Annotated in this window: 35 protein-coding genes; 33 read left to right on the top strand and 2 right to left on the bottom strand. The window is 67.9% G+C overall.

Annotated elements, in window-relative coordinates; translation table 11 throughout:
- Positions 1 to 483 precede the first annotated feature (483 nt).
- Positions 484 to 2346 carry a hypothetical protein gene (locus SSMG_RS01840; RefSeq protein ID WP_009072264.1) on the top strand — a complete coding sequence of 621 codons (1863 nt, stop codon included), beginning with the start codon at positions 484 to 486 and terminating at the stop codon, positions 2344 to 2346.
- 61 nt (positions 2347 to 2407) lie between these two features.
- Positions 2408 to 4168 carry a hypothetical protein gene (locus tag SSMG_RS01845; protein ID WP_037712264.1) on the top strand — a complete coding sequence of 587 codons (1761 nt, stop codon included), beginning with the start codon at positions 2408 to 2410 and terminating at the stop codon, positions 4166 to 4168.
- 51 nt (positions 4169 to 4219) lie between these two features.
- Here the strand turns inward: SSMG_RS01845 and SSMG_RS01850 are convergent, their stop codons facing one another.
- Positions 4220 to 5452, bottom strand: a complete 1233-nt coding sequence (locus SSMG_RS01850) for an IS110 family transposase (protein WP_009072274.1) — start codon at positions 5450 to 5452, stop codon at positions 4220 to 4222.
- A gap of 361 nt (positions 5453 to 5813) precedes the next feature.
- On the opposite strand from SSMG_RS01850, the gene SSMG_RS44230 reads away from it, so the two are divergent.
- From SSMG_RS44230 to SSMG_RS01865, 3 genes are all read left to right on the top strand, one after another.
- Positions 5814 to 6173, top strand: a complete 360-nt coding sequence (locus SSMG_RS44230) for a hypothetical protein (RefSeq protein ID WP_009072276.1) — start codon at positions 5814 to 5816, stop codon at positions 6171 to 6173.
- Positions 6174 to 6203: 30 nt separating this feature from the next.
- Positions 6204 to 6437 (top strand): hypothetical protein, encoded by a 234-nt coding sequence (locus SSMG_RS01860; RefSeq protein ID WP_009072278.1) that lies wholly within the window; start codon positions 6204 to 6206, stop codon positions 6435 to 6437.
- Between the two features lie 73 nt (positions 6438 to 6510).
- The gene (locus SSMG_RS01865) at positions 6511 to 7002 is read left to right on the top strand and encodes an MmpS family transport accessory protein (RefSeq protein WP_009072280.1); all 492 of its coding nucleotides are present in this window, start codon (positions 6511 to 6513) and stop codon (positions 7000 to 7002) included.
- Here the strand turns inward: SSMG_RS01865 and SSMG_RS01870 are convergent.
- The gene (locus tag SSMG_RS01870; protein ID WP_286156926.1) at positions 6995 to 7474 is read right to left on the bottom strand and encodes a GNAT family N-acetyltransferase; all 480 of its coding nucleotides are present in this window, start codon (positions 7472 to 7474) and stop codon (positions 6995 to 6997) included. The genes SSMG_RS01865 and SSMG_RS01870 overlap by 8 nt on opposite strands.
- 83 nt (positions 7475 to 7557) lie before the next feature.
- Between SSMG_RS01870 and SSMG_RS44585 the strand changes: the two genes are divergently transcribed.
- The 28 genes from SSMG_RS44585 (at position 7558) to SSMG_RS02005 (ending at position 25374) form a co-directional block, all read left to right on the top strand.
- A complete protein-coding gene (locus SSMG_RS44585; RefSeq protein ID WP_100266685.1) occupies positions 7558 to 7710 on the top strand; it encodes a hypothetical protein in 153 nt (50 codons plus the stop codon).
- Positions 7711 to 8338: 628 nt separating this feature from the next.
- Positions 8339 to 8713, top strand: a complete 375-nt coding sequence (rpsL, locus tag SSMG_RS01875) for a 30S ribosomal protein S12 (protein WP_003102113.1) — start codon at positions 8339 to 8341, stop codon at positions 8711 to 8713.
- Positions 8713 to 9183 carry a 30S ribosomal protein S7 gene (rpsG, locus tag SSMG_RS01880; RefSeq protein ID WP_009072291.1) on the top strand — a complete coding sequence of 157 codons (471 nt, stop codon included), beginning with the start codon at positions 8713 to 8715 and terminating at the stop codon, positions 9181 to 9183. The genes rpsL and rpsG overlap by 1 nt, the downstream gene beginning before the upstream one ends.
- Before the next feature lie 75 nt (positions 9184 to 9258).
- Positions 9259 to 11346, top strand: a complete 2088-nt coding sequence (fusA, locus tag SSMG_RS01885) for an elongation factor G (RefSeq protein ID WP_286157016.1) — start codon at positions 9259 to 9261, stop codon at positions 11344 to 11346.
- Between the two features lie 127 nt (positions 11347 to 11473).
- The gene (gene tuf / locus SSMG_RS01890; protein ID WP_009072295.1) at positions 11474 to 12667 is read left to right on the top strand and encodes an elongation factor Tu; all 1194 of its coding nucleotides are present in this window, start codon (positions 11474 to 11476) and stop codon (positions 12665 to 12667) included.
- 403 nt (positions 12668 to 13070) lie between these two features.
- A complete protein-coding gene (gene rpsJ / locus SSMG_RS01895; protein ID WP_003102098.1) occupies positions 13071 to 13376 on the top strand; it encodes a 30S ribosomal protein S10 in 306 nt (101 codons plus the stop codon).
- Between the two features lie 30 nt (positions 13377 to 13406).
- Positions 13407 to 14057: a 50S ribosomal protein L3 gene (gene rplC / locus SSMG_RS01900; protein WP_009072300.1), complete on the top strand. Its 651-nt coding sequence runs from the start codon at positions 13407 to 13409 to the stop codon at positions 14055 to 14057.
- A gap of 2 nt (positions 14058 to 14059) precedes the next feature.
- Positions 14060 to 14749 (top strand): 50S ribosomal protein L4, encoded by a 690-nt coding sequence (gene rplD, locus SSMG_RS01905; RefSeq protein WP_009072302.1) that lies wholly within the window; start codon positions 14060 to 14062, stop codon positions 14747 to 14749.
- Positions 14746 to 15057 (top strand): 50S ribosomal protein L23, encoded by a 312-nt coding sequence (rplW, locus tag SSMG_RS01910; protein ID WP_009072304.1) that lies wholly within the window; start codon positions 14746 to 14748, stop codon positions 15055 to 15057. The genes rplD and rplW overlap by 4 nt, the downstream gene beginning before the upstream one ends.
- Positions 15058 to 15072: 15 nt before the next feature.
- Entirely contained in the window at positions 15073 to 15906 is an 834-nt protein-coding gene (gene rplB / locus SSMG_RS01915; protein ID WP_009072306.1) for a 50S ribosomal protein L2, read from the top strand.
- A gap of 18 nt (positions 15907 to 15924) precedes the next feature.
- Complete coding sequence (rpsS, locus tag SSMG_RS01920) at positions 15925 to 16206, top strand: 30S ribosomal protein S19 (RefSeq protein ID WP_003102083.1); 282 nt, start codon at positions 15925 to 15927, stop codon at positions 16204 to 16206.
- Between the two features lie 28 nt (positions 16207 to 16234).
- Positions 16235 to 16648, top strand: a complete 414-nt coding sequence (gene rplV / locus SSMG_RS01925) for a 50S ribosomal protein L22 (RefSeq protein ID WP_009072309.1) — start codon at positions 16235 to 16237, stop codon at positions 16646 to 16648.
- Complete coding sequence (rpsC, locus tag SSMG_RS01930; protein WP_009072311.1) at positions 16648 to 17493, top strand: 30S ribosomal protein S3; 846 nt, start codon at positions 16648 to 16650, stop codon at positions 17491 to 17493. Before rplV ends, rpsC begins: the two co-directional genes overlap by 1 nt.
- A 3-nt stretch (positions 17494 to 17496) precedes the next feature.
- The gene (rplP, locus tag SSMG_RS01935; protein ID WP_009072313.1) at positions 17497 to 17913 is read left to right on the top strand and encodes a 50S ribosomal protein L16; all 417 of its coding nucleotides are present in this window, start codon (positions 17497 to 17499) and stop codon (positions 17911 to 17913) included.
- Positions 17913 to 18158, top strand: coding sequence for a 50S ribosomal protein L29 (rpmC, locus tag SSMG_RS01940; RefSeq protein ID WP_009072314.1), 246 nt, complete (start codon positions 17913 to 17915; stop codon positions 18156 to 18158). The genes rplP and rpmC overlap by 1 nt, the downstream gene beginning before the upstream one ends.
- Complete coding sequence (gene rpsQ / locus SSMG_RS01945) at positions 18155 to 18433, top strand: 30S ribosomal protein S17 (RefSeq protein ID WP_009072315.1); 279 nt, start codon at positions 18155 to 18157, stop codon at positions 18431 to 18433. The genes rpmC and rpsQ overlap by 4 nt, the downstream gene beginning before the upstream one ends.
- 75 nt (positions 18434 to 18508) lie before the next feature.
- A complete protein-coding gene (gene rplN / locus SSMG_RS01950; protein ID WP_004558867.1) occupies positions 18509 to 18877 on the top strand; it encodes a 50S ribosomal protein L14 in 369 nt (122 codons plus the stop codon).
- Positions 18877 to 19191 carry a 50S ribosomal protein L24 gene (rplX, locus tag SSMG_RS01955; RefSeq protein WP_009072317.1) on the top strand — a complete coding sequence of 105 codons (315 nt, stop codon included), beginning with the start codon at positions 18877 to 18879 and terminating at the stop codon, positions 19189 to 19191. The genes rplN and rplX overlap by 1 nt, the downstream gene beginning before the upstream one ends.
- A 1-nt stretch (position 19192) precedes the next feature.
- Positions 19193 to 19756, top strand: a complete 564-nt coding sequence (gene rplE, locus SSMG_RS01960) for a 50S ribosomal protein L5 (protein WP_009072319.1) — start codon at positions 19193 to 19195, stop codon at positions 19754 to 19756.
- Between the two features lies 1 nt (position 19757).
- Positions 19758 to 19943, top strand: a complete 186-nt coding sequence (locus SSMG_RS01965; RefSeq protein ID WP_009072321.1) for a type Z 30S ribosomal protein S14 — start codon at positions 19758 to 19760, stop codon at positions 19941 to 19943.
- A gap of 106 nt (positions 19944 to 20049) precedes the next feature.
- Positions 20050 to 20448: a 30S ribosomal protein S8 gene (gene rpsH / locus SSMG_RS01970; protein WP_009072322.1), complete on the top strand. Its 399-nt coding sequence runs from the start codon at positions 20050 to 20052 to the stop codon at positions 20446 to 20448.
- A gap of 16 nt (positions 20449 to 20464) precedes the next feature.
- Entirely contained in the window at positions 20465 to 21004 is a 540-nt protein-coding gene (gene rplF, locus SSMG_RS01975; RefSeq protein WP_009072324.1) for a 50S ribosomal protein L6, read from the top strand.
- Positions 21004 to 21405, top strand: a complete 402-nt coding sequence (gene rplR / locus SSMG_RS01980) for a 50S ribosomal protein L18 (protein WP_037712274.1) — start codon at positions 21004 to 21006, stop codon at positions 21403 to 21405. Before rplF ends, rplR begins: the two co-directional genes overlap by 1 nt.
- Positions 21406 to 21436: 31 nt before the next feature.
- Entirely contained in the window at positions 21437 to 22078 is a 642-nt protein-coding gene (gene rpsE, locus SSMG_RS01985) for a 30S ribosomal protein S5 (protein ID WP_009072328.1), read from the top strand.
- Position 22079: 1 nt separating this feature from the next.
- The gene (gene rpmD, locus SSMG_RS01990; RefSeq protein WP_004558875.1) at positions 22080 to 22265 is read left to right on the top strand and encodes a 50S ribosomal protein L30; all 186 of its coding nucleotides are present in this window, start codon (positions 22080 to 22082) and stop codon (positions 22263 to 22265) included.
- Positions 22262 to 22708 carry a 50S ribosomal protein L15 gene (gene rplO / locus SSMG_RS01995; RefSeq protein ID WP_009072329.1) on the top strand — a complete coding sequence of 149 codons (447 nt, stop codon included), beginning with the start codon at positions 22262 to 22264 and terminating at the stop codon, positions 22706 to 22708. Before rpmD ends, rplO begins: the two co-directional genes overlap by 4 nt.
- A gap of 807 nt (positions 22709 to 23515) precedes the next feature.
- Positions 23516 to 24823 carry a preprotein translocase subunit SecY gene (gene secY / locus SSMG_RS02000; protein WP_009072330.1) on the top strand — a complete coding sequence of 436 codons (1308 nt, stop codon included), beginning with the start codon at positions 23516 to 23518 and terminating at the stop codon, positions 24821 to 24823.
- Positions 24820 to 25374 carry an adenylate kinase gene (locus tag SSMG_RS02005; RefSeq protein ID WP_037712276.1) on the top strand — a complete coding sequence of 185 codons (555 nt, stop codon included), beginning with the start codon at positions 24820 to 24822 and terminating at the stop codon, positions 25372 to 25374. Before secY ends, SSMG_RS02005 begins: the two co-directional genes overlap by 4 nt.
- The last annotated feature ends 4 nt before the right edge of the window (positions 25375 to 25378 follow it).

Raw genomic sequence — 25378 nt, forward strand, 5'->3', positions numbered from 1 at the left:
CACGAAAAGGTAACGAACATAACGGGCGAACGGCCCCTCTCCGGCGGCCGAAATGCCGAACATACGGTGGGCCGAACGGAGCATCGCAGGTCAGCGCCGCCGCTCGGGTCGCGCGCGGGGTCGGTGGGCAGGCAACTCGGCCCAGTTCGTGGGATATTCACCCCTTCGGTCGACGTTCCCATGATTGATCACCGCATTGACAGTGCGTGCGGTTCGCCAGAGTATTTCGCGCATGTCCTTTCCGGTTGCCCTGGTGTGGCGTCTGCACGTGGATCTGCGCCAGCAGGCCAGTGCGCTGTGTAGGGATTCCTGACCTTTCTCCCGGCCGTCTCCGGCTGGTTGATTTCTCTTGCCCCGCAACGGGTTTCGCTGATCCGAGGGGATGAACGCTTTCTCTGTTCGGGGTGGGTTCCGTGCTGCCCTCGGAACGGGGAAAGAAGTGCCTTCGCGGGCGCTTCACGGAAACACAAACAGGGAGACACAATGCGATTCAGCTCCTCCTCGGGCGCCCCGCCCCGATGGCGGAAAGCGCTGACCGTCGCCGGTGCGGTCGCGCTCGCGATCGGTGCGGTGACCTACACCGGGTCCAGCACCAGCGCTTACGCCGACGTCCAGGTGGTCACCGACGCCAAGACCGCGTCCGACGGCAAGCAGTACTGGGTGCAGAACCACCTGGTGAGCAAGGACCTCGCCGCGCAGGCGCGTTCCGCGGACGGCACGCCGAAGAAGTGGCTGCTGGTCTGGGCGGGCGACGAGAACATCGCCGACACCGCGGTGAAGGACGTCAAAAACCTGCCGGGTTCGCTCGGCGGCGGGCTCGGCAAAATCAAGAATGCCTTGCCCGGTCCCGATTTCCTCGCGGTGATCGACGCGACGCAGGGCTCGCCGACGTACGGCAAGGTGGTGAACACCGCGACGGTCGGGCCGCTCGTCGAAAACGAGCCGCACCACATGCAATACGTGTGGCACAAGGGCGACACGATTTACGCCGGTGCGTTGTTCGCCGCGGCGACGTACGCGTTCGACGTCAGTGCGTTGCCGCAGTTGAAACTGAAGGGCATCAGCCTGCCGACGCAGACGCTCGGCGGCTCTGTGCCCGACGCGTACTGGGTGCTGAAGGACGGCACCGCGTACGGCACGTACATGGGCGGTCCGGTCGTGCCCGGTCCGTACGCGTACCAGGACGGCTCTACGCAGATCGGCAACGGTTTCGCGGGCAGCCCGGGCGAGGTCGTGCACTTCGACCAGAACGCGCAGGTGCTGTCGCAGAATCCGGCGGCGACCCCGCAGGGCGACAACGCGAAGCTGTGCGACAACCTGCCGCAGCTGGGCAAACCGTCCTGCGCGAACCCGCACGGCGTCCAGGCGCGCGAGGACCTCAACACTCTCGTCACCAGTGACTACGCCGAACCGCGCAACATCATTCTCGACCCGGTGAAGCAGCCGTCGCCGTATCTGCGGCGTCCGACGATCCGCACCTGGGACATCTCCGACCGCAACCACCCGAAGCTGAAGGCGGTGTCCTACCTGCAGGACGGGCCGCGGGCGAACCCGGCGGACCCGCTGCATTCGGAAAGCCGCGCGGTCATGGAGACCACGGTGACGAACCTGCCCGGCCACAAGGGCGCGTTCGCCGAGACGATGCAGGGCGGCGCGATCTTCTACACGCCGGACATCACGGCGAAGGATCCGCACTGGATCGAGGTGTTCGACGACGGCGCCGCGGGCAAGCCGATCTACTCGCAGAACGACTCCAACGGAGCCAGCTCCAACGGCGGCTGGCTGCAGACCAGCCCGGACGACCGGTTCCTGTACCACGCGGTGCAGGGCAGGCAGAAGGGCGCGCTCGGCCCGGACGACCCCGGCACCACCGGCGGCGTGTACGTGCTCGACATCCAGAAGCTGGTCGCGGCGGGCGACAAGGTCGAGGACATCAAGGGCCGCGTCGACACCAAGGAGAAGGCGCAGCAGGGCGGCGGGGGAGACCTGCCGACCGTCGTCGGCTCCGCGCCGATCAACCCGGGTGTGCCCGGGGCGGGCCCGCACTGGGGCGCGTACGACAACTTCGCGCTCGGCCCGGACGGTTTCTACCACGAAACCACGCAGCCGCAGCACATCGCGGTGTCGAACTACTTCGTCGCCCGGTCCGGTTTGGACGGTGACCACAAGGTCAACCTGCTGAACCTGTCGCCCGACGGGAAGCTCGCGGTCGATCAGAACTTCCGCGACGAGTTCACCGGCCAGGTGGGCATCAACTTCAACCGGAAGTCGTGGCCGCACGGGGACTTCGGCAACGCCAAGCCGCACTCCGAGCTGTTCGTGGTCGCCGACCAGAACGTGAAGTAACTCCTCCCCGGTGCGCGGGCGCCCCGTCCGCGCACCGGGATCTTCTCCCCGGAAGGTCTCCATGGATCACCACGTCACTCCGGTCGCCACCGGATCGTCCGGTGTGGACAGTGCCGCGCTGGTGCTGCGGCTGATACTGCTGCTGGCGACGGCATTCCTCGCCGGCACCGGGATTCTGCGTCCGCTCGTCGGCCCGCTGCCGCGCAAGCTGTGGATCACCACCGGCGCGCTGGGCGTCGGCTCTGCGGTGCTGGCCGCGGTTTCGGCGGCCACGGTCGACGTCAACCTCGTCGCGCTGATCGTGCACATCGTGCTCGCGCTGGCGGTTCCGGTGCTGCTGCGGTGGCCCTCGGCAGGCCGTTGGGCTTCGCTTGCTCTCGTCGTGCTCGTGGTGCTCGAGACCTCTGTCGATGGCACGGGTATCTCCTTCGCCATCGACACCGTGTACGTCGCCGCGGCCGCATTGTGGTTCGGCGTGACACTGCTGTCGGCATGGGTGCCGGTGGAGGAGTGGCGCTCGACGCCGTTGCGCGTCGGTCCGCTGTCGGTCAGCCTCGCCGGACTGTTGACTCTCGCGGGCGTTGTACAACTCGGCGTCTCTGGAGTCGCCTTCGACCGACGGCTGTACGAAACGCTCTTCGGCATCTCGCTGATCGTGGTGGTGCTGCTGCCCGCGGCGGTCACCGTGGTGTCGGCAATCTTGTTGTCCCGCAACGCTTCCATCCGCGGCTACCGATACGGCGTCGCGGGCGTCGCACTCGGCTTCGTCGCGTGGAGTGCGCTGGCCGCCGTGCCGCAGCCCGCACCGCTGCCTGTGCCCGGCGTGCCGCTGCTGGCGGACGCGACCGTCGGCGGCGCGACCGTGCCGGTGCTGGTCAGCCCGCAGCGGCCCGGACGCAACCTCGTGCACTTCCCGTCGAGCGCGGGCACGGACCTGTCCGCCGGCGTCGAGGGCGGGATCGTGACCACCGCGTCGGCACGCGCCGGTGCGGAAGGCAGCTGGGTCGAGGTCGACCTTCCGCCCGGACGCAGCACTCTCGTCGTGCACAAGGGCGACGCGACCACCACAGTCGACGTCGACGCGGGTACCGAGGCAGGTCCAGCGGGGTCCGACGCCGACGCGCCGGAATGCGCGGAAGCCGCGCTCGGCGGTCTGGTGGCGGGGAAACGCGACGTGCTCACCAGTTGCCCGGCGGACGCCTTGTCGCCCGAGGACCGCGGTTCGCTGGTGAAGCTGGTCGAATTCCTCGCCTCGCGGAAGCCGTCGGCGATCACCTTGGTCGAGGACCGGTCCCCGCGGGGCGGGCAGGCCGCGCAGCTCGTGCGCGAAACCGCCGGCCGCGTCGGCCTGCCGGTGCGCCCGGACGCGGCGGCGGACACCGCGCTGGTCGTCGTCTCCGGCTGGAGCGACGGGTACCTCGCGATGAGCCGCGCCGCCGAATCGCAACGGCTCAAACCGACCCACCAGTTCGGCCTGTACCTCGCGCCGTGGCTGCTCAACGGACCCATCGTGAACACCGTGGCCAGCGCCGCCATGCCGCTGCGCTTCGACCCGCGCGACCAGCTCGCGGTCAGCTACGCGGTGGCGGTCGGCAACAGCTTCGGCGGCGAAAGCCCGTCGCTGGGCGGTTTCCGGACCTGGCTCGGTCCACAGTGGACAGCGGTGAACGGCGAGGTGCAGCTCTTCGCGGCCGCCCAGGTCAACGCGATGCCGATGTACCCCAACGAACCGCACGCGCCCGGCATGCAGGCCGCGCGCGACTACGCCGGGCAATGGATTCCCGACGGAACCATCGTCCCGATCAGCGGCGCGCTCCGCTGACCCGCAGTTCCCCGAAAAACCCCGAAGAAAGACATCTCAGGTTGTTAGAAGTCAAGCCGTGTGGGCTGGAGGAGGTGGGAAGGCTTGGTGTTCGTCGTAGAGGCGGTCCGTCTGCAGGCAGTGGTGGAGTTGTCCGAGGAATTTGTTGAACAGGTGGCGTTGGGCTTGGTGGTTCCAGTCTCCGGCGGCGCGGCGGGTGTCGAAGTGGCGTCGTGCGCCGGGGCTGGCTCGCAGCGAGGCGAGCGCCCAGACGGGTCCGACTGCGGCGAGGCGGCGGTTTTTGATGTGGCGGTGCGAGACCACGGTTTTTCGGCCGCTGGCGCGGGTGATCGGTGCGGATCCGGCGTAGGCCTTCAGTCCGCGGGGATCGGTGAAGCGGGTGCGGTCGTCTCCGATTTCGGCGAGCACCCGGGCGCCGGCCAGCAGTCCGAGGCCGGGGAAGCTGGTGATGATCGTGGCGTCCGGGTGCTGTTCAAAATGTGTCCGTGCCGCCTCCGCCAGACTGTCGGAGGCGGCGCAGGCGGCCTCGAATTGGCTCAGCAGAGCCGAAAACTGGATGCCCATCGCGTTCTCCACGATCGGCGGTTGCCGCAGCCGCTCGGACCGGAACACGCCGTGGAGGCGGTCGACGTCGGCATCGACGTTGCGGCGGCGTCCGGCCTTGGTCAGCAGTGTCCGCAGCCGGGCGCGGGTCAGTGTCGCTGCGAGCGCGGGTGTCGGGGCGGCGGCGAGGACGGTGCGGGCGTCGCGGCGGGCCAGGCCGCCCTCGGGCTGTCCGGCGAACGCTTCCAGCGCCGCGGGGTAGAACTCCTTGAGCAGCGACCGGAGCTGGTTGCCCAGCTGCTGGCGGGCCCAGACCGCGTCCTGTTGCGCTCGTGCCAGCACCCGCACCGCTTGGGCCAGTTCGGTGTCGGCCGGCAGCGGTCGGTGCGCGGCCGCGTCGGTGCGCACGATGTTGGCCAGCAGCGCGGCGTCCGCGGCGTCGGACTTCGCGCCCGACACCTGGTGCCGGGCCCGGTAGCGCGATGCCGAGAGGGGGTTGATCGCGTAAATGGTGCGGCCGGTGGAGCGCAGCGCGGCGACGAGCAGCCCGTGGTCGGTTTCGATGCCGACCGGGATCTGCGCGTCGGCGGTGTCTCCGGCCTCGGCGAGCAGGTCGAGCAGCCGGGCGAACCCGGTGGCGTCGTCGCCGATGCGGGCTTTGGCGATCACGGTTGCGGTGTCGTCGATGATGGCGACGTCGTGGTGGGATTCGGCCCAGTCGATGCCGCAGAACAGTGTCAAACCGTCACGTTTCCTTTCCTGTTGCTGCTGCTCACGGGTCCAGGCGGGGTCACGCAGCGCCCTAATCGCGGGACTCGGCGGTCCGTCATCTCAGTAGCCGTTCGTGACTCCAGCACACCGCAGGGTCCTCGTTCTGTCGAAGAGCTCGAAGCTCGGGAACACATCGAGAGGTCACCTCCTGCGGCGGACTCGGGCCACGACATCCCACCACCACGATCACCAGTCCACCGGCGGACGCGCCGTTCTTTCACAAGTCGTCGAACGACGGGAACCCACAGGCGTCGCCCGCCGGCGGACCAGCACCAACCGACCCGGTCACGAGCCGGAAGAACTATCCCTACTACCGATTAGGAAACCCCTGATGAAACGCACTGCCGTCCGGATCCTGCTGCCGCTCGCCGCGGCCGGGGCGTTCGCCGGATTCGCCGGGGGAGTGGCTGACGCCGCTACCCCCGCCGCCCCCGGCACGCCCGCCGCGGGACTGCCCTCGCTGCCGACCGGCGGGCTCCCCTCCCTTCCGACGGGTGGCCTTCCGTCGCTGCCGACCGGCGGCCTGCCCTCGCTGCCGGGCCTGCCCGGACTCCCCGGCGCGCCGACCGGCGGCAACCCGTCGGTCTGGGTCGTCCCCGGTCTCGACGCGGGCAGCCTCCTCGGCCCGACCACCCAGGCCCCGGCCCAGCTCCTCGCGCCGGTGTTCAACCTCGTGACCGCCGTTTCCTGAGCCGTTTCCCGAGCACTGAAGGAGAAAGCCATGAAGAAGACAGTCGTCCGCGCCGTCGCCGCCACCGCGCTCGCCGGGGCCTCGGTGCTCGGCGCCGCGGCTCCCGCGCTGGCCGCCACGCAGGACCAGCCCGGCGTCACGGTCGTCGACGAGCCGGACACGTCGAACTTGAACAACATCTGGACGTTCGCGCCGCTGGGCGTGCCCGTGCTGGGCCTGATCCAGTCGCTGAACGGCGTCCCCGGCCGGATCCTGCCCGGCTGACCCGGCTCCGCCGGCGGTTCCCCTCGTCCCCGGGAACCGCCGGCGGCCCGGGCGAGGTCCCGAAAGAAGGAACATGGACAGACAGCTGATCGGCCGGCTCGCGATCGCCGGCATCGCGGTGGCCGCCGTCGCCGCGACCGTCGTGATCCTCGGCGCCGGCGACGACCCCGCGCCCGCCCCGGCCGCCGTCTCCGCGCCGACCGCCGGCGTGCCGCCGCGCGCCCCGGACCGCACGATCACCCGCACCCTGGCCCCGACGACGTCCACCGCGTCGGTCGCGCCCGCTCCGTCCAGCTGGCAGATCACCTACGAACTCGCGGGTTCCGGCACCGCCACCGTGGTTTACGACGACAACGGCCTCGGCCTGGTGCACCAGGAACTGTCCGTGCCCCTGCCCTGGAGCAAGACCCTGACCTGGCCGAAGACGGCCGTCGCGCCGACCGTGCAGCTGATGGGCCAGTCGAGCGGCCCGGTCGAATGCCGGATTTCGGTGAACGGCGTGCTGGCCCGGTCCGCGAAAGCCGCCGACGGCGAGGTCGCGAGCTGCGCGGGACGGCTCAGCTGAGGTTCTTGGAGAACCAGTGTTCGGCGTACTGGTCGTCGTTGAACGCCTCGACCTCCGTGTAGCCCATCGACGCATACAGCGCGCGTGCTTCGACCAGATCGTCCCGGGTGTCCAGCCGCATCCGGGACGAGCCCAGCCGCTTCGCCGCTTCCTCGGCCGCCGTGACGATCAGCTTCCCGCCGCCGTGCCCGCGATGCTCCGGGCGGATGTAGACCTTCGTCAACGCGCTCAGCCCCGGCTCGACCATCCGAACCCCGACACAGCCGGCGGGCTTCCCGTCCCGGTAGGCCATCAGGAAAGCCCCGGTCGGCGGGACGAGGTCGTCGCTGGGCTCGTCGGCCAGCGCTTCGTCCACCTCGGCGCGCGTGGCCGGGCGGCCGTAATACCGCGACGCGACCTCGTCCAGGTACTCGCGCAGAATCGCCGCGGCCTCGGGTTGTCCGGGCGCGATTTCGCCGATCTTCCAGTCCACGTCTCTCATCTTGGGGAGGCCGTCCACCGATTTCCCCGGCAGGTACCGTGCAGAACGGCAGGGGAACCGAACGAGGAGGCGACATGGACGGCAGCCAGAACGTCGACCAGCCGGGGGACAAGAAGACCGGCGGCAGCCATGCCGCGCCGGAGGGGGCCGGAGTGCACCCGCTGATCGATCTGTCGCGCGACCCCAACCCGGGCAAGCCCGACCACGCGAAGCCCGACGAGGACTGACCCCGGCCCGGCCCGGCGGGTGCACGCCGCCGGGCCGGTTCCGCGGTCCCGTCCCGGTGAGGCGATCGTCACCCCGGGACCCGCTCCATTGTGGAGCTCCCAGCGGCTCTTCTTCTTGCCGCCGACGAATTTCTCTCGCGTTTTTGACGCCCCCCGCGCGCCCGGCCGGACTATTCCGGCGGACGGCGCCCGCCGCGGGTCCATCCCGTGGTCGTCCCGTCCCGGCATCCGAACCGGAGGGCGCTCTGACCGCGGCAACTCCTCCGGGAATAGCGTCCCGGCGCGTGGCGTTCTGCATCCCGGGAAGTCCCGCGCGGCGCCGTCCCAAGGCCCCGATCTGGGGTTACGATGACCGGTCGGCGACCGTAGCGACCCCCCGCCCGGACCGCTCCGCGAGTGGACGGGTATCTTTGGAGACCGTGCCCGGCAGGCGTCGGGCCGCTCCGCGTGCCGTTGGGCATGAGCGGGGTGCTTTTGCACCCGGTTCACCGGCCTCGCCACGTGGGGTTCCGACGGAAAATCCCTCCGGGAAGTTACCGGTCGCGAGACCGTGACGCGGGCCGACACGCCCGACCGCGGGGACCGGTGAAGACACGAAGAAGCAAGATCACGACAGGAAGCTGGTCCATTGCCCACGATCCAGCAGCTGGTCCGCAAGGGCCGCCAGGACAAGGCTGCCAAGCAGAAGACCGCGGCCCTCAAGGGGAGCCCGCAGCGTCGTGGCGTGTGCACCCGCGTGTACACCACGACCCCGAAGAAGCCGAACTCGGCCCTGCGCAAGGTTGCTCGTGTGAAGCTGACCAGCGGCATCGAGGTCACCGCATACATCCCCGGTGAGGGTCACAACCTCCAGGAGCACTCGATGGTGCTCGTGCGCGGCGGTCGTGTGAAGGACCTGCCGGGTGTTCGGTACAAGATCATCCGCGGTTCGCTCGACACCCAGGGTGTGAAGAACCGGAAGCAGGCGCGCAGCCGTTACGGCGCGAAGAAGGAGAAGAGCTAATGCCTCGCAAGGGTCCGGCGCCGAAGCGGCCGCTGATCTCCGACCCCGTCTACGCCTCCCCGCTGGTCACCCAGCTGGTGAACAAGGTGCTGAAGGACGGCAAGCGGTCCCTGGCCGAGCGCATTGTCTACGGCGCTCTCGAAGGCGCTCGCGAGAAGACCGGCACCGACCCGGTCGTCACGCTGAAGCGCGCGCTCGACAACGTGAAGCCCACCATCGAGGTGAAGAGCCGACGCGTCGGCGGCGCCACCTACCAGGTGCCGATCGAGGTCAAGCCCGGCCGCTCCACCACGCTGGCCCTGCGCTGGCTGGTCTCCTTCTCGCAGCAGCGCCGCGAGAAGACGATGATCGAGCGTCTGCAGAACGAGCTTCTGGACGCGAGCAACGGCCTTGGCGCCAGCGTCAAGCGCCGCGAAGACACGCACAAGATGGCCGAGTCCAACAAGGCCTTCGCGCACTACCGCTGGTGATGACCGCCCGGCTGCCGATAGAAGCCATGCCGGGCCCCACGTTCGAGACAGGGGAACATTCTCGTGGCACGTGAAGTGCTGACCGACCTCAACAAGGTCCGCAACATCGGCATCATGGCGCACATCGACGCCGGTAAGACCACCACCACCGAGCGGATCCTGTTCTACACCGGGATCAACTACAAGCTCGGCGAAGTCCACGACGGCGCCGCCACGATGGACTGGATGGAGGAGGAGCAGAAGCGGGGCATCACCATCACCTCGGCTGCGACCACCACCTTCTGGAACGACTACCAGATCAACCTGATCGACACCCCCGGGCACGTCGACTTCACCGTCGAGGTGGAGCGCAACCTGCGGGTGCTCGACGGCGCGGTCGCCGTCTTCGACGGCAAGGAAGGCGTCGAGCCGCAGTCCGAGCAGGTCTGGAGGCAGGCGGACAAGTACGACGTCCCGCGCATCTGCTTCGTCAACAAGATGGACAAGCTGGGCGCGGACTTCTACTACACCCTGAAGACCATCGAGGACCGTCTCGGCGTCCGGCCGCTGGCCATCCAGCTGCCGATCGGCGCGGAGAACGACTTCGAGGGCGTCATCGACCTGGTCCGGATGAAGGCCCTGGTCTGGCGCGGCGAGGTCAAGAAGGGCGAGGACTACGCCGTCGAGGACATCCCGGCCGAGCTGGCCGACCGCGCGGCCGAGTACCGCGAGAAGCTGATCGAGGCCGTCTCGGAGACCGACGACGCGCTGATGGAGAAGTTCCTCGAGGGCGAAGAGCTGTCCGAGGACGAGATCAAGAACGGCATCCGCCACCTCGTCGTCACCCGCGAGGCGTTCCCGGTCCTGGCCGGCTCCGCGTTCAAGAACAAGGGCGTGCAGCCGATGCTGGACGCGGTCATCGACTACCTGCCGTCCCCGCTGGACGTGCCGCCGGTCGAGGGCCTGCTGCCGGACGGCGAGACCCCGGTCACCCGGCACGCGACGACCGAGGAGCCGTTCTCCGCGCTCGCGTTCAAGATCGCCGCGCACCCGTTCTTCGGCAAGCTGACCTACATCCGGGTCTACTCGGGCAAGGTCGCCGCCGGAGCGCAGGTCGTCAACGCGACCAAGGAGCGCAAGGAGCGCATCGGGAAGATCTTCCAGATGCACTCCAACAAGGAGAACCCGGTCGACGAGGCCCTGGCCGGCCACATCTACGCGGTCATCGGCCTGAAGGACACCACGACCGGCGACACCCTCGCGGACCCGCAGAACCCGGTCGTCCTCGAGTCGATGACCTTCCCGGACCCGGTCATCAAGGTGGCCATCGAGCCGAAGACGAAGGCCGACCAGGAAAAGCTCTCCCTGGCGATCCAGAAGCTCGCCGAGGAGGACCCCACGTTCCAGGTCAACCTGGACGAGGAGACCGGTCAGACGATCATCGCCGGCATGGGCGAGCTCCACCTCGAGGTGCTCGTCAACCGGATGAAGTCCGACTACAAGGTCGAGGCGAACATCGGCAAGCCGCAGGTCGCCTACCGCGAGACCATCAAGAAGACCGTGGACAAGCTCGACTACGTCCACAAGAAGCAGACCGGTGGTTCCGGCCAGTTCGCGAAGGTCATCGTGAAGCTGGAGCCGCTCGAGCGCACCGACGGTGCTCTCTACGAGTTCGACAACAAGGTGACCGGTGGCCGCGTGCCGCGGGAGTACATCCCGTCGGTCGACGCGGGCGCCCAGGACGCGATGCAGTACGGCGTGCTGGCCGGCTACCCGCTCGTCGGGTTGAAGTTCACCTTGTTGGATGGCGCGTACCACGAGGTCGACTCTTCCGAAATGGCGTTCAAGATCGCCGGTTCCATGGCGATGAAGGAAGCCGCGAAGAAGGCCGGCCCGGTCATCCTCGAGCCGATGATGGCCGTCGAGGTCACGACTCCCGAGGACTACATGGGTGACGTGATCGGCGACCTCAACTCCCGCCGTGGCCAGATCCAGGCCATGGAGGAGCGCGCCGGTACCCGTGTCGTCAAGGCACTGGTCCCGCTGTCGGAGATGTTCGGCTACGTCGGCGACCTGCGGTCCCGTACCCAGGGCCGGGCGAACTACTCCATGGTGTTCGACTCCTACGCCGAGGTTCCCGCGAACGTCGCGAAGGAAATCATCGCGAAGGCGACGGGGGAGTAATCCCCTCCGCTCGCGGGCATTAAGGGACTCTCCTGAACGTCCGCAGCAACGACGAAGGAACATTCGCGGGGCGGCAGCCACGCTGCCCCGCGAGCACAAAGCAAATCCAGTCCAGGAGGACATTCCAGTGGCGAAGGCGAAGTTCGAGCGGAGCAAGCCGCACGTCAACATCGGCACCATCGGTCACGTCGACCACGGCAAGACCACGCTGACCGCGGCGATCACCAAGGTTCTGCACGACGCGTACCCGGAGCTGAACGAGGCCCGTGCGTTCGACCAGATCGACAACGCGCCGGAAGAGAAGCAGCGCGGCATCACGATCAACATCTCGCACGTCGAGTACCAGACCGAGAAGCGTCACTACGCGCACGTGGACGCCCCGGGTCACGCTGACTACATCAAGAACATGATCACCGGCGCCGCCCAGATGGACGGCGCGATCCTGGTGGTCGCGGCGACCGACGGCCCGATGCCGCAGACCCGCGAGCACGTGCTGCTGGCCCGCCAGGTCGGCGTGCCCTACATCGTGGTGGCGCTGAACAAGGCCGACATGGTCGACGACGAGGAGATCCTCGAGCTCGTCGAGCTGGAGGTCCGCGAGCTGCTGTCCTCGCAGGAGTTCCCGGGCGACGACGCGCCGGTCGTGCGCGTGTCCGGCCTCAAGGCCCTCGAGGGCGACCAGAAGTGGGCCGACGCCGTGCTCGAGCTGATGCACGCCGTCGACGACAACGTTCCGGACCCGGTGCGTGACCTCGAGAAGCCGTTCCTGATGCCGATCGAGGACGTCTTCACCATCACCGGTCGCGGCACCGTCGTGACCGGTCGCGTGGAGCGCGGCCAGGTCAACGTGAACGAAGAGGTCGAGATCGTCGGCATCCGCGAGAAGTCGACCAAGACCACCGTCACCGGTGTCGAGATGTTCCGCAAGCTGCTCGACTCGGGCCAGGCGGGCGACAACGTCGGCCTCCTGCTCCGCGGCATCAAGCGCGAGGACGTCGAGCGCGGCCAGGTCGTCGTGAAGCCGGGCACCACCACCCCGCACACCGAGTTCGAGGGCCGGGTCTACATCCTGTCCAAGGACGAGGGCGGCCGGCACACCCCGTTCTTCAACAACTACCGCCCGCAGTTCTACTTCCGCACCACGGACGTGACCGGCGTCGTGACCCTCCCCGAGGGCACCGAGATGGTCATGCCGGGCGACAACACGGACATCAGCGTCGTGCTGATCCAGCCGGTCGCCATGGACGAGGGTCTGCGCTTCGCCATCCGCGAGGGTGGCCGGACCGTCGGCGCGGGCCAGGTTACCAAGATCATCAAGTGACGTCGGCGCCCTGAATTCGGGTCAATACACCCCCGAGTTCAGGGCGTCAACTCACGTGTGCGACACTATTCAGGTTGCTCGTCCTGGGGCGGCCGAATCCTTCTCGGTTTTCAATCGACTGGGTTCCGGCCGCCCTGGCGCGAGTGGCCACGGTCCGTGGAGCTCTTCCTTCGGGTGAGGCTAGCGGGCAAAGGCCAGTAGGGACGACCTCCGGGGCGGCCCGCGGCCTCCTCACGTAGAGGAAGACCAGGCAAGACGACGATCCTTAGGGATCCGTCTGTGCGGCGGGCGCGACACGCCCGACCGCGTGGACCGGGGACAGGGCCGTTGAACTGCTGAAACCCGGGTTCCGGCCCAGGTTGACGAGACAAAGCGGCACGAGACGACAAGGAACGCAGCCACCATGGCGGGACAGAAGATCCGCATCCGGCTCAAGGCCTACGACCACGAGGCGATCGACACCTCGGCGCGCAAGATCGTGGAAACGGTCACGCGCACCGGCGCCCGTGTTGTCGGGCCGGTGCCGCTGCCTACCGAGAAGAACGTTTACTGCGTCATCCGCTCGCCGCACAAGTACAAGGACTCGCGCGAGCACTTCGAGATGCGCACGCACAAGCGTCTGATCGACATCCTCGACCCGACGCCGAAGACGGTGGACGCGCTCATGCGCATCGACCTCCCGGCGAGCGTCGACGTCAACATCCAGTAAGCGTTGGGCGAGCGGCGGAGATAAGAACTCATGTCTGACAGGCAAATGAAGGGCATCCTGGGCACCAAGCTCGGCATGACCCAGGTCTTCGACGAACAGAACCGGGTCGTCCCGGTCACTGTCGTCAAGGCCGGTCCGAACGTGGTGACCCAGGTCCGGACCACCGACAAAGACGGCTACGCGGCCGTGCAGCTGGCGTTCGGCGCGGTCGACCCGCGCAAGGTGAACAAGCCGCGCACCGGCCACTTCGACAAGGCGGGCGTGACGCCGCGCCGGCACCTCGCCGAGCTGCGCACCACCGACGCCGAGACCTACGAGGTCGGCCAGGAGATCACCGCCGAGGTGTTCGAGGCCGGCACCACGGTCGACGTGACCGGTACCAGCAAGGGCAAGGGCTACGCCGGTGTCATGAAGCGCCACGGCTTCAAGGGCCAGGGCGCGAGCCACGGTGCGCAGGCCGTGCACCGCAAGCCGGGTTCCATCGGCGGCTGCGCCACGCCGGGCCGCGTGTTCAAGGGCCTGCGGATGGCGGGCCGGATGGGTAGCGACCGGGTCACCACGCAGGGCCTGACCGTGCACGCGGTGCGTGCCGAGGACGGCCTGCTGCTGATCAAGGGCGCGGTGCCCGGTCCCAAGGGCGGCCTGCTGTTCGTGCGCAGCGCCGCGAAGGGTGGTAACTGACGATGACGAGCGTCGAGCTGAAGACCCCGGCCGGTAAAGCCGACGGCACCGTCGAGCTCCCCGGGGAGATCTTCGACGTGCAGGCCAACGTCGCGCTGATGCACCAGGTCGTGGTGGGCCAGCTGGCCGCCGCGCGCCAGGGCACGCACGACACGAAGACCCGCGGTGAGGTCTCCGGTGGCGGCAAGAAGCCGTACCGGCAGAAGGGCACCGGTCGCGCCCGCCAGGGTTCGACCCGCGCGCCGCAGTTCGCCGGCGGTGGCGTCGTGCACGGCCCCACGCCGCGCGACTACACCCAGCGCACCCCGAAGAAGATGAAGGCCGCCGCCCTGCGTGGCGCCCTCTCCGACCGGGCTCGCGCCGGCCAGCTGCACGTCGTGACGGAACTGGTCACCGGCGAGAAGCCGTCGACCAAGGCCGCCAAGACGGCGATCGCCGCCGCGACCCAGGCCAAGCGCGTTCTCGTGGTCCTGCACCGCGACGAGGAGCTCGCCTGGGTGTCCGCGCGGAACCTGCCGTACGTGCACCTGATCTGGGCTGACCAGCTCAACACCTACGACGTCCTGGTCAACGACGACGTCGTGTTCACCAAGGCCGCCTACGACGCGTTCGTGGCAGGTCCCGTCCGCGGGAAGGTCGTCAAGGCCCTCGCGCGTTCGAGCGAGGTTTCGGAAGGGAGTGACGAGAAGTGAGCTCGGTCGCCATCCCGGACCCCCGCGACATCCTGCTCGCGCCGGTGATCTCCGAGAAGTCCTACGGGCTGCTCGAGGACCACAAGTACACGTTCATCGTCCGTCCGGACGCCAACAAGACCCAGATCAAGATCGCGGTCGAGAAGGTGTTCGGCGTGAAGGTCGTCAGCGTCAACACGGCCAACCGCCAGGGCAAGCGGAAGCGGACTCGTACCGGCTTCGGCAAGCGCAAGGACACCAAGCGCGCCATCGTGACTCTTTCGCCGGAAAGCAAGGCGATCGAGATCTTCGGCGGACCCACCGCGTAAAGGACTGAGCTGAGTATGGGCATCCGCAAGTACAAGCCGACGACCCCGGGTCGTCGCGGTTCGAGCGTCTCGGACTTCGCCGAGATCACCCGGTCCACGCCGGAGAAGTCGCTGCTGCGTCCGCTGAGCAAGACCGGCGGCCGCAACGCTTCGGGCAAGATCACCACCCGGCACAAGGGCGGTGGCCACAAGCGCGCCTACCGCGTGATCGACTTCCGTCGCCACGACAAGGACGGCGTGCCGGCCAAGGTCGCGCACATCGAGTACGACCCCAACCGCACCGCGCGCATCGCGCTGCTGCACTACGCCGACGGCGAGAAGCGCTACATCATCGCGCCGGACAAGCTGAAGCAGGGCGACACGGTCGAGAACGGCCCCCGGGCCGACATCAAGCCGGGCAACAACCTGCCGCTGCGCAACATCCCGGTCGGCACCGTGATCCACGCGATCGAGCTCCGCCCCGGCGGCGGCGCGAAGATGGCCCGGTCCGCCGGCGCCCGCGTGCAGCTCGTCGCCAAGGACGGTCCTTACGCCCAGCTGCGTCTCCCCTCGGGCGAGATCCGCAACGTGGACGTGCGCAACCGCGCGACCGTCGGCGAGGTCGGCAACTCGGAGCACTCGAACATCAACTGGGGCAAGGCGGGCCGCAACCGCTGGCGCGGCAAGCGCCCGACCGTCCGCGGTGTCGTGATGAACCCGGTCGACCACCCGCACGGCGGTGGCGAGGGCAAGACCTCCGGTGGCCGTCACCCGGTGAACCCGAACGGCAAGCCCGAAGGCCGCACCCGCAAGAGCAAGCCGTCCGACAAACTGATCGTCCGCCGCCGGCGCACCGGCAAGAAGCGCTGAGCAGGGAGGTAGAAGCACATGCCACGCAGCCTTAAGAAGGGCCCGTTCGTGGACGACCACCTGCTCAAGAAGGTGGACGCGCTGAACGAATCGGGCAAGAAGACCGTGATCAAGACTTGGTCGCGGCGCTCCACGATCATCCCGGACTTCCTGGGACACACGATCGCGGTGCACGACGGCCGCAAGCACGTCCCGGTGTTCGTCACCGAGGCGATGGTGGGTCACAAGCTGGGCGAGTTCGCCCCGACGCGGACCTTCAAGGGCCACATCAAGGACGACCGCAAGTCGCGCCGCCGCTGAGCGGGCCAGAGAAAGTTAAGGGAAGCAGATGAACGCCCAGTCAAACGCCACGGCCACGGCAGAAGAGCTGCCCACGGCCGTCGCGCGGGCTCGTTTCGTCCGGGACGCGCCGATGAAGGTGCGCCGGGTGATCGAGCTCGTCAAGGGTCGTAGCGTCAGCGAGGCCTTGGCCGTGCTCCGGTTCGCGCCGCAGGCGGCCAGCACGCCGCTCGCGAAGGTCATCGCCAGCGCGGCGGCCAACGCCGAGAACAACCTCCAGCTGGACCCGGAGACGCTCTGGATCAAGTCCGCGACCGCCGACGAGGGCCCGACCCTCAAGCGCATCCGTCCGCGTGCCCAGGGCCGTGCGTACCGGATCCGCAAGCGCACCAGCCACATCACCGTGGTGGTCGAGTCGCGGCCTGCGGAGAAGAAGAGCAACAAGAAGGCAGGTGGCCGGTAGTGGGCCAGAAGATCAACCCGCACGGCTTCCGCCTGGGTATCACCACTGACTGGAAGTCGCGCTGGTACGCCGACAAGCAGTACGCGGAGTACGTGGCCGAGGACGTCAAGATCCGCAAGCTGCTCTCCACCGGCATGGAGCGCGCCGGCATCTCCAAGGTCGAGATCGAGCGCACCCGTGACCGCGTCCGCGTCGACATCCACACCGCCCGGCCGGGCATCGTCATCGGCCGCCGCGGCGCGGAGGCCGACCGGATCCGCGGCGCGCTGGAGAAGCTGACCAAGAAGCAGGTCCAGCTGAACATCCTCGAGGTGAAGAACCCCGAGGCCGACGCGCAGCTGGTCGCCCAGGGCGTCGCGGAGCAGCTGAGCAACCGCGTGGCGTTCCGCCGCGCGATGCGCAAGGCGATCCAGACCTCCATGCGCTCGCCGCAGGTCAAGGGCATCCGCGTGCAGTGCGGCGGTCGTCTCGGCGGCGCCGAGATGTCCCGTTCCGAGCACTACCGCGACGGCCGGGTCCCGCTGCACACGCTGCGCGCTGACATCGACTACGGCTTCTTCGAGGCCAAGACGACGTTCGGCCGCATCGGCGTGAAGGTGTGGATCTACAAGGGCGAGCTGGTCGGCGGGCTGAAGGCGCGCGCCGAGCGCGACGCCGCCGCGTCGGCAGCGGACCGCGCGCCGCGCCGCGACCGCGGCGACCGGCCGTCCCGGCCGCGTCGTTCCGGTTCGTCGGGCACGACCCCGACCTCGACCGAGGCCGGACGCGCCGCCGCCGCTGCGAAGAGCGACAACGCGACCGAGGCGGCCCCGGCCACCGAGACCGCAGAAAAGACGGAGGGCTGAGACGTGCTCATCCCGCGCAGGGTCAAGCACCGCAAGCAGCACTCCCCGAAGCGCCACGGCGCCGCCAAGGGCGGTACCAAGGTCAACTTCGGCGAGTACGGCATCCAGGCGCTTGAGCACAGCTACGTGACGAACCGGCAGATCGAGTCCGCTCGTATCGCCATGACCCGTCACATCAAGCGTGGCGGCAAGGTGTGGACCACGATCTACCCGGACCGCCCGCTGACCAAGAAGCCGGCGGAAACCCGCATGGGTTCCGGCAAGGGTTCGCCCGAGTGGTGGATCGCCAACGTGAAGCCGGGCCGCGTGATGTTCGAGATCAGCTTCCCGAACGAGGAGACCGCCCGCGAGGCGCTCCGCCGCGCGATCCACAAGCTGCCCATGAAGTGCCGCATCGTGACCCGGGAAGGTGAGTTCTGATGGCTAACGGAGCCGCACAGGCATCCGAGCTGCGTGAGCTCACCGCCGAAGAGCTCGTGCTGCGTCTGAAGGAATACAAGGAGGAGCTTTTCAACCTCCGCTTCCAGATGGCGACCGGGCAGCTGGACAACAACCGTCGGCTGCGCACCGTCCGCACGGACATCGCGCGGATCTACACGGTCATGCGCGAGCGCGAGCTCGGGCTGTCCGTGGCTCCCGACGCCGAAAGTGAAGGTGCCGCATGAGCGAGGCAGCCACCGAGAAGACCGTCCGGAACTACCGCAAGGTCCGCGAGGGTTACGTCGTCTCGGACAAGATGGACAAGACGATCGTGGTCGAGCTCGAAGACCGCAAGAAGCACCCGCGCTACTCGAAGGTCGTCCGCACCACCTCCAAGGTGAAGGTGCACGACGAGAACAACGAGGCGGGCGTGGGCGACCGGGTCACCCTGATGGAGACCCGGCCGCTGTCGGCGACCAAGCGCTGGCGTCTGGTGCAGGTCGTGGAGAAGGCCAAGTAAGCAGGGCTCCTCGGAGTCCTTGGTTCCGCAAGGCTCGCCGGCAGGCGAGAACCAGCGCGACATACAGGAGTTGACGTGATCCAGCAGGAGTCGCGGCTTCGGGTTGCCGACAACACCGGTGCGAAGGAAATTCTTTGCATCCGCGTGCTCGGCGGCTCCGGGCGGCGCTACGCCGGCATCGGCGACATCATCGTCGCCACCGTGAAGGACGCCATCCCGGCCGCCGGGGTGAAGAAGGGCGATGTCGTCAAGGCTGTCATCGTCCGCACGGTGAAGGAGCGCCGTCGTCCGGACGGTTCCTACATCCGGTTCGACGAGAACGCCGCCGTGCTCATCAAGAACGACAACGAGCCCCGGGGCACCCGCATCTTCGGCCCGGTGGGCCGCGAGCTGCGCGACCGAAAGTTCATGAAGATCATTTCGCTCGCGCCGGAGGTGCTGTGATGAAGGTGAAGAAGGGCGACACGGTCGTCGTTATCGCCGGCAAGGACAAGGGCGCCAAGGGCAAGGTCATCCAGGCCTACCCGGACCGCGAGCGCGTTCTGGTCGAGGGTGTCAACCGGATCAAGAAGCACACCCGGATCACCCAGACCCAGCGCGGCGCGCAGTCCGGCGGCATCGTGACCCAGGAAGCGCCCATCCACGTCTCGAACGTGATGGTCGTGGACTCGGACGGCAAGCCGACCCGGGTGGGCTACCGCATCGGCGAGGACGGCAAGAAGGTCCGGGTCTCGCGCCGGAACGGCAAGGACATCTGACATGACCACCGCAGAGAAGATCGTGCCGCGTCTCAAGACCCGGTACCGCGAAGAGATCAAGGGCGAGCTCCAGAAGGAGTTCTCCATCCCCAACGTGCACCAGATTCCCGGCGTCGTGAAGATCGTCGTGAACATGGGTGTCGGGGACGCCGCCCGGGACAGCAAGCTGATCGACGGCGCGGTCCGCGACCTCGCCCTGATCACCGGGCAGAAGCCGGAGATCCGCAAGGCCCGCAAGTCCATCGCGCAGTTCAAGCTGCGCGAGGGCCAGCCGATCGGCGCGCGCGTCACGCTGCGCGGCGACCGGATGTGGGAATTCCTCGACCGGCTGCTGACCATCGCGCTGCCCCGTATCCGCGACTTCCGCGGTCTTTCGGCCAAGCAGTTCGACGGCAACGGCAACTACACGTTCGGTCTCAACGAGCAGTCGATGTTCCACGAGATCAACCCGGACGACATCGACCGCCCCCGTGGCATGGACGTCACCGTCGTCACCACCGCCACCACCGACGACGAGGGCCGGGCGCTGCTGCGCAAGCTCGGTTTCCCGTTCAAGGAGAACTGAGATGGCCAAGAAAGCGCTGATCAGCAAGGCCTCGAAGAAGCCGAAGTTCGCGGTGCGCGCCTACACCCGTTGCAACCGGTGCGGGCGTCCGCACTCGGTCTACCGCAAGTTCGGCCTGTGCCGGATCTGCCTCCGGGAAATGGCGCACGCAGGTGAACTGCCCGGCGTTCACAAGTCCAGCTGGTAAGGCTCGAAACTCTATTCCCAGTTCGCCACAGGCCCCGCCGACCCGGCCGGACACCGCTCCGGCCGGGCGAGGCGGGGAACCAGGCGAGAAAGGTTGACAGGTCACCATGACGATGACCGACCCGATCGCAGACTTCTTGACCCGTCTGCGCAACGCGAACTCGGCGTACCACGACGAGGTCGTGCTTCCGCACTCGAAGATCAAGGCGAACATCGCCGAGATCCTCAAGCGCGAGGGCTACATCGCGAGCTACCGCGACGAGCCGGGCGAGAAGCACAAGAACCTGGTCGTCGAGCTGAAGTACGGCCCCAACCGCGAGCGGAGCATCGCCGGCCTTCGCCGCGTCTCCAAGCCGGGTCTGCGGGTCTACGCAAAATCGACCGAACTGCCGTCCGTGCTCGGCGGCCTCGGCGTCGCGATCATCTCGACGTCCGCGGGGCTGCAGACCGACCGGCAGGCCAAGCGCAACAACGTGGGCGGCGAAGTCCTCGCCTACGTCTGGTAAGGAAGGGGGCACAGACATGTCACGCATCGGAAAGCTGCCGGTCTCCGTCCCCTCCGGGGTCGAGGTGACCATCGACGGCCAGAACGTCAAGGTCAAGGGGCCGAAGGGCACCTTGGAGCACACTGTCGCCGAGCCGATCACCGTCGAGCGCGGCGAGGACGGCGCGCTGCTGGTGAAGCGCCCGGACGACGAGCGCACCAGCCGCGCCCTGCACGGCCTCACCCGCACGCTGGTGAACAACCTCGTGGTGGGCGTGACCGAGGGCTACGAGAAGAAGCTGGAAATCCACGGCGTCGGTTACCGCGTGCAGGCCAAGGGCTCGGACCTCGAGTTCGCCCTCGGCTACAGCCACCCGGTCAAGATCGAGGCTCCGGAAGGCATCACCTTCAAGGTCGAGTCGCCCACCCGGTTCTCGGTGTCCGGCATCGACAAGCAGAAGGTCGGCCAGACCGCCGCGGTCATCCGCAAGCTGCGCCGCCCGGACCCGTACAAGGGCAAGGGCCTGCGCTACGAGGGTGAGAAGATCCGCCGCAAGGTCGGAAAGACGGGTAAGTGATGAGCGACACGACTACCACGAAGCGCAAGCCGGTCGGCAAGGACATCTCGACCCGCCGCCGCGTCGCCAAGGCCCGTCGGCATTTCCGCCTCCGCAAGAAGATCAGCGGCACGCCGGTGCGTCCGCGCATGGTCGTCAAGCGGTCCTCGCGGCACATCACCGTGCAGGTGATCGACGACCTCGCCGGTCACACGCTGGCGTCGGCGTCCACCCTCGAGTCGGACCTGCGGTCCTTCGAGGGCGACAAGAAGGCCAAGGCGGCCAAGGTCGGCGAACTGGTCGCTTCGCGCGCCAAGGACGCCGGCATCGAAGCCGTGGTGTTCGACCGTGGCGGCAACGCCTACCACGGCCGCATCGCCGCGCTCGCCGACGCCGCCCGCGAGGCGGGGTTGAAGTTCTGATGCACATGCTCGTGAATGGAAGGAAAGCCTGATGCCGGGACGTACACGGCAATTCGGCGGCGGCCAGGGCGGACCGGGTCAGGGCGGCAACGACCGCGGTGACCGTCGGGACCGTCGCGACCGGCGCGACGGCGGCCGTGGCGGGGCGGCCCAGGACAAGACCCCGCACCTTGAGAAGGTCGTGACGATCAACCGCGTCGCCAAGGTCGTCAAGGGCGGTCGTCGCTTCAGCTTCACCGCTCTGGTGGTCGTCGGCGACGGCGACGGCCAGGTCGGCGTCGGCTACGGCAAGGCCAAGGAAGTTCCCGCGGCCATCGCCAAGGGCGTCGAGGAAGCGAAGAAGAACTTCTTCCGCGTTCCGCGCGTCGCCGGCACCATTCCGCACCCGATCCAGGGTGAGGAAGCCGCCGGGGTCGTGCTGCTCCGTCCCGCGTCCGCTGGTACCGGCGTCATCGCCGGCGGCCCGGTGCGCGCGGTGCTGGAGTGCGCGGGCGTCCACGACGTGCTGTCGAAGTCGCTCGGCTCCGACAACGCCATCAACATCGTGCACGCGACCGTGGCGGCTCTGAAGGGTCTGCAGCGTCCGGAGGAGGTGGCCGCTCGCCGCGGTCTGCCGCTCGAGGACGTCGCCCCGGCCCGGATGCTGCGCCAGCGTGCCGGCCAGGGGGTCTGACATGGCTCAGCTCAAGGTCACTCAGGTCAAGAGCAAGATCGGCACGAAGCACGCTCACCGCGAGTCGCTGCGCACCCTCGGGCTGCGCAAGATCCGCCAGAGCGTCGTGCGTGAGGACACCCCCCAGGTGCGCGGCCTGATCCACACCGTCCGCCACCTGGTGGAGGTCGAGGAGGTCCAGGCATGACCGCCATCAAGATCCACCACCTTCGTCCGGCTCCTGGCGCCAAGCGCGACAAGATCCGCGTCGGCCGTGGTGAGGGTTCGAAGGGCAAGACGGCGGGTCGCGGCACGAAGGGCACCAAGGCCCGGAAGAACGTGCCCGCCGGGTTCGAGGGTGGGCAGATGCCCATCCACATGCGGCTGCCGAAGCTGCGTGGTTTCAAGAACCGGTTCCGCACCGAGTACCAGCCGGTGAACGTGGGCGACATCGCCCGGGTGTTCGCTGATGGCGGCAAGGTCGGGCCGGAGGAGCTGGCTGCGAATGGGCTGGTTCGCAAGGGCAAGCTGGTTAAGGTGCTCGGGAACGGGGACCTGAACGGGGTCAAGCTTGAGCTGACCGCGCACGCTTTCTCTGGTTCTGCCAAGGAGAAGATCGAGGCTGCTGGTGGTTCGGCCACCGTCAGCTGATCTGGCTTCGGTTTAGAAACGGGTCCGTCCGGGTTTTCCGGGCGGGCCCGTTTTGTTTCGGCTCGTCGCCCTGGCGGGCGACCTTGCCGTGGGTCTTACGTGGGGCACCCCGAAGTTTGATTGTGCTGACGGTCTGGGGGTGCTTGTCAAGGCGGGAAAGATGCCTTGACAAGCACCCCCAGACCGCAGGGAGGCTTCGTATCGGGGTGTGGGGGAGGGGCTGGGTGCCTCGATCGTTAGGTGCACCGGTTGCTGTTGTTGGTGGGTGGGGCTTGCGCCCCAATGTGGCATTGGGTGCATGCGACGCACCCAATGTGGCGTTCGGTGCGTCTGACGCACCCAATGCCACATTGGGGCGCGCATTCCTGCGGCAGGTGGAGGCGGTCCGTGAAGGGCTCCTTGAGGGAATCTGGTTCCGTGAGGGGCTCCTTGAGGGAATGCGGTCGTGAGGGGAACCCTGAGGGACTCTGAGTACGTGAAGGTGGCCCTCACGGAACTCAGTCCGGTGCCGTTTTCCGTGCTGCGGCGGGAAAGCCCGCCTAACGGTGCGGGCCGAACAGGTGATCATCTGTGCTCCGACCGGCCTCACCTGCGGCTCTTGGGTGCTCGGTCGGCTCGTGGTGAGACGTAAAACGCACACGCGCTGCGGGTGGCCCATGCGAAGCTGTTAGAGTCGGCGGCACGCTTCCGGGCCTGTTTGCCCTGAAGCGTTCCTGGCTTGCCAGTGAGTCAGACATCCCGCCGGTCTCGTACCGGCCAAGCCGATCGTCGGTTGGGACGACCGACGACGCCGAGGAGGTCCCCCGCGTGCTCAGCGCATTCCGCTCGGCTCTCGCGACGCCGGATCTACGCAAGAAGATCCTGTTCACGCTAGCCATCGTCGCGGTCTACCGGATCGGTGCAACCATCCCGGCTCCGGGGGTCTCGTTCGCCGCCGTGCAGGCCTGTACCGCACAGGCCGACCAGCAGGGCGTGTACCAGCTGCTCAACCTCTTCAGCGGCGGCGCGCTGCTGCAGCTGTCGCTGTTCGCGACGGGCATCATGCCCTACATCACCGCGAGCATCATCATCCAGCTGCTCACCGTGGTCATCCCCCGGTTCGAGGAGCTGAAGAAGGAAGGCCAGTCCGGCCAGAACAAGCTGACCCAGTACACCCGGTACCTCACGATCGCGCTGGCGATCCTGCAGGCCACCGGCGTGGTCGCGCTGGCCGACCGCGGCACCCTGTTCCAGGGCTGCTCGCAGCCGATCATCCCGGACAACAGCATCTACTCGCTGACGCTGATCGTGGTCACCATGACCGCGGGCACCGCGGTGATGATGTGGCTGGGCGAGCTCATCACCGAGCGCGGCGTCGGCAACGGCATGTCCGTGCTGATCTTCCTGAACATCGCGGCCCGCATCCCGGCCGAGGGCGCCAACATCATCAGCAACGGCGGCGGCATCGCGCTGGTCGTCGTGCTGGCGTTCGGACTGGTGATCATCGCCAGCGTCATCTTCGTCGAGCAGGGCCAGCGCCGGATCCCGGTGCAGTACGCCAAGCGCATGGTCGGCCGCCGGATGTACGGCGGCACGTCGACCTACCTGCCGATCAAGGTGAACCAGGCCGGTGTCATCCCGGTCATCTTCGCCTCGTCGCTGCTGTACCTGCCGCAGCTGCTCAGCCAGCTGATCGGCGACCCGCAGAGCAACTCGGGCTGGCAGTCGTTCATTCAGAACTACCTGGTCAACCAGAGCAGCTGGGTGCACATCCTGCTCTACTTCCTGTTGATCATCTTCTTCACCTACTTCTACATCACGATCACGTTCAACGTGGACGAGCGTGCGGAAGAGATGAAGAAGTTCGGCGGCTTCATCCCGGGCATCCGGCCCGGCCGTCCCACCGCCGAGTACCTCAGCTTCGTGCTGGGCCGGATCACTCTTCCCGGCTCGCTGTACCTGGGCATCATCGCGATCCTCCCGAACTTCTTCCTGTCCCTCACCGGCAGCGGGAACAACCAGAACTTCCCGTTCGGTGGCACGGCTGTGCTGATCATGGTCGGCGTCGGGCTCGACACCGTGAAGCAGATCGAAAGCCAGCTGATGCAGCGCAACTACGAAGGGTTCTTGAAGTGACGCGACTGGTTCTCGTCGGACCGCCCGGCGCGGGCAAAGGCACGCAGGCGGTTGCCCTGTCCGAGCAGCTGCGGATCCCGCACATCTCGACGGGCGACCTCTTCCGGGCGCACGTCGGCCAGGAGACCCCGCTCGGCCAGGAGGCCAAGCGGTACCTGGACTCGGGCGAGCTGGTCCCCGACTCGGTGACCAACGAGATGGTCCGCGAGCGGCTGGCCGAACCGGACGCGAAGGCGGGCTTCCTGCTCGACGGGTTCCCCCGCAACACCAAGCAGGCCGAGGTGCTCGGCGAGATGCTGAGCGAGGCCGACACCAAGCTCGACGCGGTCATCCAGCTCGACGTGGCCGAGGACGTCGTCGTCAGCCGCCTCATGTCGCGCGGCCGCTCGGACGACACCGAGGACGTCATCCGCCGCCGCCAGCAGGTGTACGTGTCGGAAACCGCGCCGCTGCTCGAGTACTACGCCGACATCCTGGTGAAGGTCGACGGCGTCGGCGAGGTGCAGGAGATCTCGGACCGCGTGCTGAAAGCGCTGCGCGACCGCACGTGAATCT

The organism is Streptomyces sp. AA4 (assembly GCF_000158875.1).
Lineage (GTDB): Bacteria > Actinomycetota > Actinomycetes > Mycobacteriales > Pseudonocardiaceae > Amycolatopsis.

Excerpts from the sequence above, each read along its gene's own strand:
- rpsH (WP_009072322.1), top strand. The coding sequence starts at position 20,050 with ATGACGATGACCGACCCGATCGCAGACTTCTTGACCCGTCTGCGCAAC.
- rpsE (WP_009072328.1), top strand. The coding sequence starts at position 21,437 with ATGCCGGGACGTACACGGCAATTCGGCGGCGGCCAGGGCGGACCGGGT.
- rplE (WP_009072319.1), top strand. The coding sequence starts at position 19,193 with ATGACCACCGCAGAGAAGATCGTGCCGCGTCTCAAGACCCGGTACCGC.
- rplD (WP_009072302.1), top strand. The coding sequence starts at position 14,060 with ATGACGAGCGTCGAGCTGAAGACCCCGGCCGGTAAAGCCGACGGCACC.
- rpsS (WP_003102083.1), top strand. The coding sequence starts at position 15,925 with ATGCCACGCAGCCTTAAGAAGGGCCCGTTCGTGGACGACCACCTGCTC.
- SSMG_RS01860 (WP_009072278.1), top strand. The coding sequence starts at position 6,204 with ATGAAGAAGACAGTCGTCCGCGCCGTCGCCGCCACCGCGCTCGCCGGG.
- rplB (WP_009072306.1), top strand. The coding sequence starts at position 15,073 with ATGGGCATCCGCAAGTACAAGCCGACGACCCCGGGTCGTCGCGGTTCG.
- rplR (WP_037712274.1), top strand. The coding sequence starts at position 21,004 with ATGAGCGACACGACTACCACGAAGCGCAAGCCGGTCGGCAAGGACATC.
- SSMG_RS01845 (WP_037712264.1), top strand. The coding sequence starts at position 2,408 with ATGGATCACCACGTCACTCCGGTCGCCACCGGATCGTCCGGTGTGGAC.
- rpsG (WP_009072291.1), top strand. The coding sequence starts at position 8,713 with ATGCCTCGCAAGGGTCCGGCGCCGAAGCGGCCGCTGATCTCCGACCCC.
- SSMG_RS01965 (WP_009072321.1), top strand. The coding sequence starts at position 19,758 with ATGGCCAAGAAAGCGCTGATCAGCAAGGCCTCGAAGAAGCCGAAGTTC.
- rpmD (WP_004558875.1), top strand. The coding sequence starts at position 22,080 with ATGGCTCAGCTCAAGGTCACTCAGGTCAAGAGCAAGATCGGCACGAAG.
- rplF (WP_009072324.1), top strand. The coding sequence starts at position 20,465 with ATGTCACGCATCGGAAAGCTGCCGGTCTCCGTCCCCTCCGGGGTCGAG.
- rpsQ (WP_009072315.1), top strand. The coding sequence starts at position 18,155 with ATGAGCGAGGCAGCCACCGAGAAGACCGTCCGGAACTACCGCAAGGTC.
- SSMG_RS01865 (WP_009072280.1), top strand. The coding sequence starts at position 6,511 with ATGGACAGACAGCTGATCGGCCGGCTCGCGATCGCCGGCATCGCGGTG.
- rplV (WP_009072309.1), top strand. The coding sequence starts at position 16,235 with ATGAACGCCCAGTCAAACGCCACGGCCACGGCAGAAGAGCTGCCCACG.
- rplC (WP_009072300.1), top strand. The coding sequence starts at position 13,407 with ATGTCTGACAGGCAAATGAAGGGCATCCTGGGCACCAAGCTCGGCATG.
- SSMG_RS44585 (WP_100266685.1), top strand. The coding sequence starts at position 7,558 with ATGGACGGCAGCCAGAACGTCGACCAGCCGGGGGACAAGAAGACCGGC.
- rpmC (WP_009072314.1), top strand. The coding sequence starts at position 17,913 with ATGGCTAACGGAGCCGCACAGGCATCCGAGCTGCGTGAGCTCACCGCC.
- rplX (WP_009072317.1), top strand. The coding sequence starts at position 18,877 with ATGAAGGTGAAGAAGGGCGACACGGTCGTCGTTATCGCCGGCAAGGAC.
- SSMG_RS01840 (WP_009072264.1), top strand. The coding sequence starts at position 484 with ATGCGATTCAGCTCCTCCTCGGGCGCCCCGCCCCGATGGCGGAAAGCG.
- SSMG_RS44230 (WP_009072276.1), top strand. The coding sequence starts at position 5,814 with ATGAAACGCACTGCCGTCCGGATCCTGCTGCCGCTCGCCGCGGCCGGG.
- rplO (WP_009072329.1), top strand. The coding sequence starts at position 22,262 with ATGACCGCCATCAAGATCCACCACCTTCGTCCGGCTCCTGGCGCCAAG.
- rpsJ (WP_003102098.1), top strand. The coding sequence starts at position 13,071 with ATGGCGGGACAGAAGATCCGCATCCGGCTCAAGGCCTACGACCACGAG.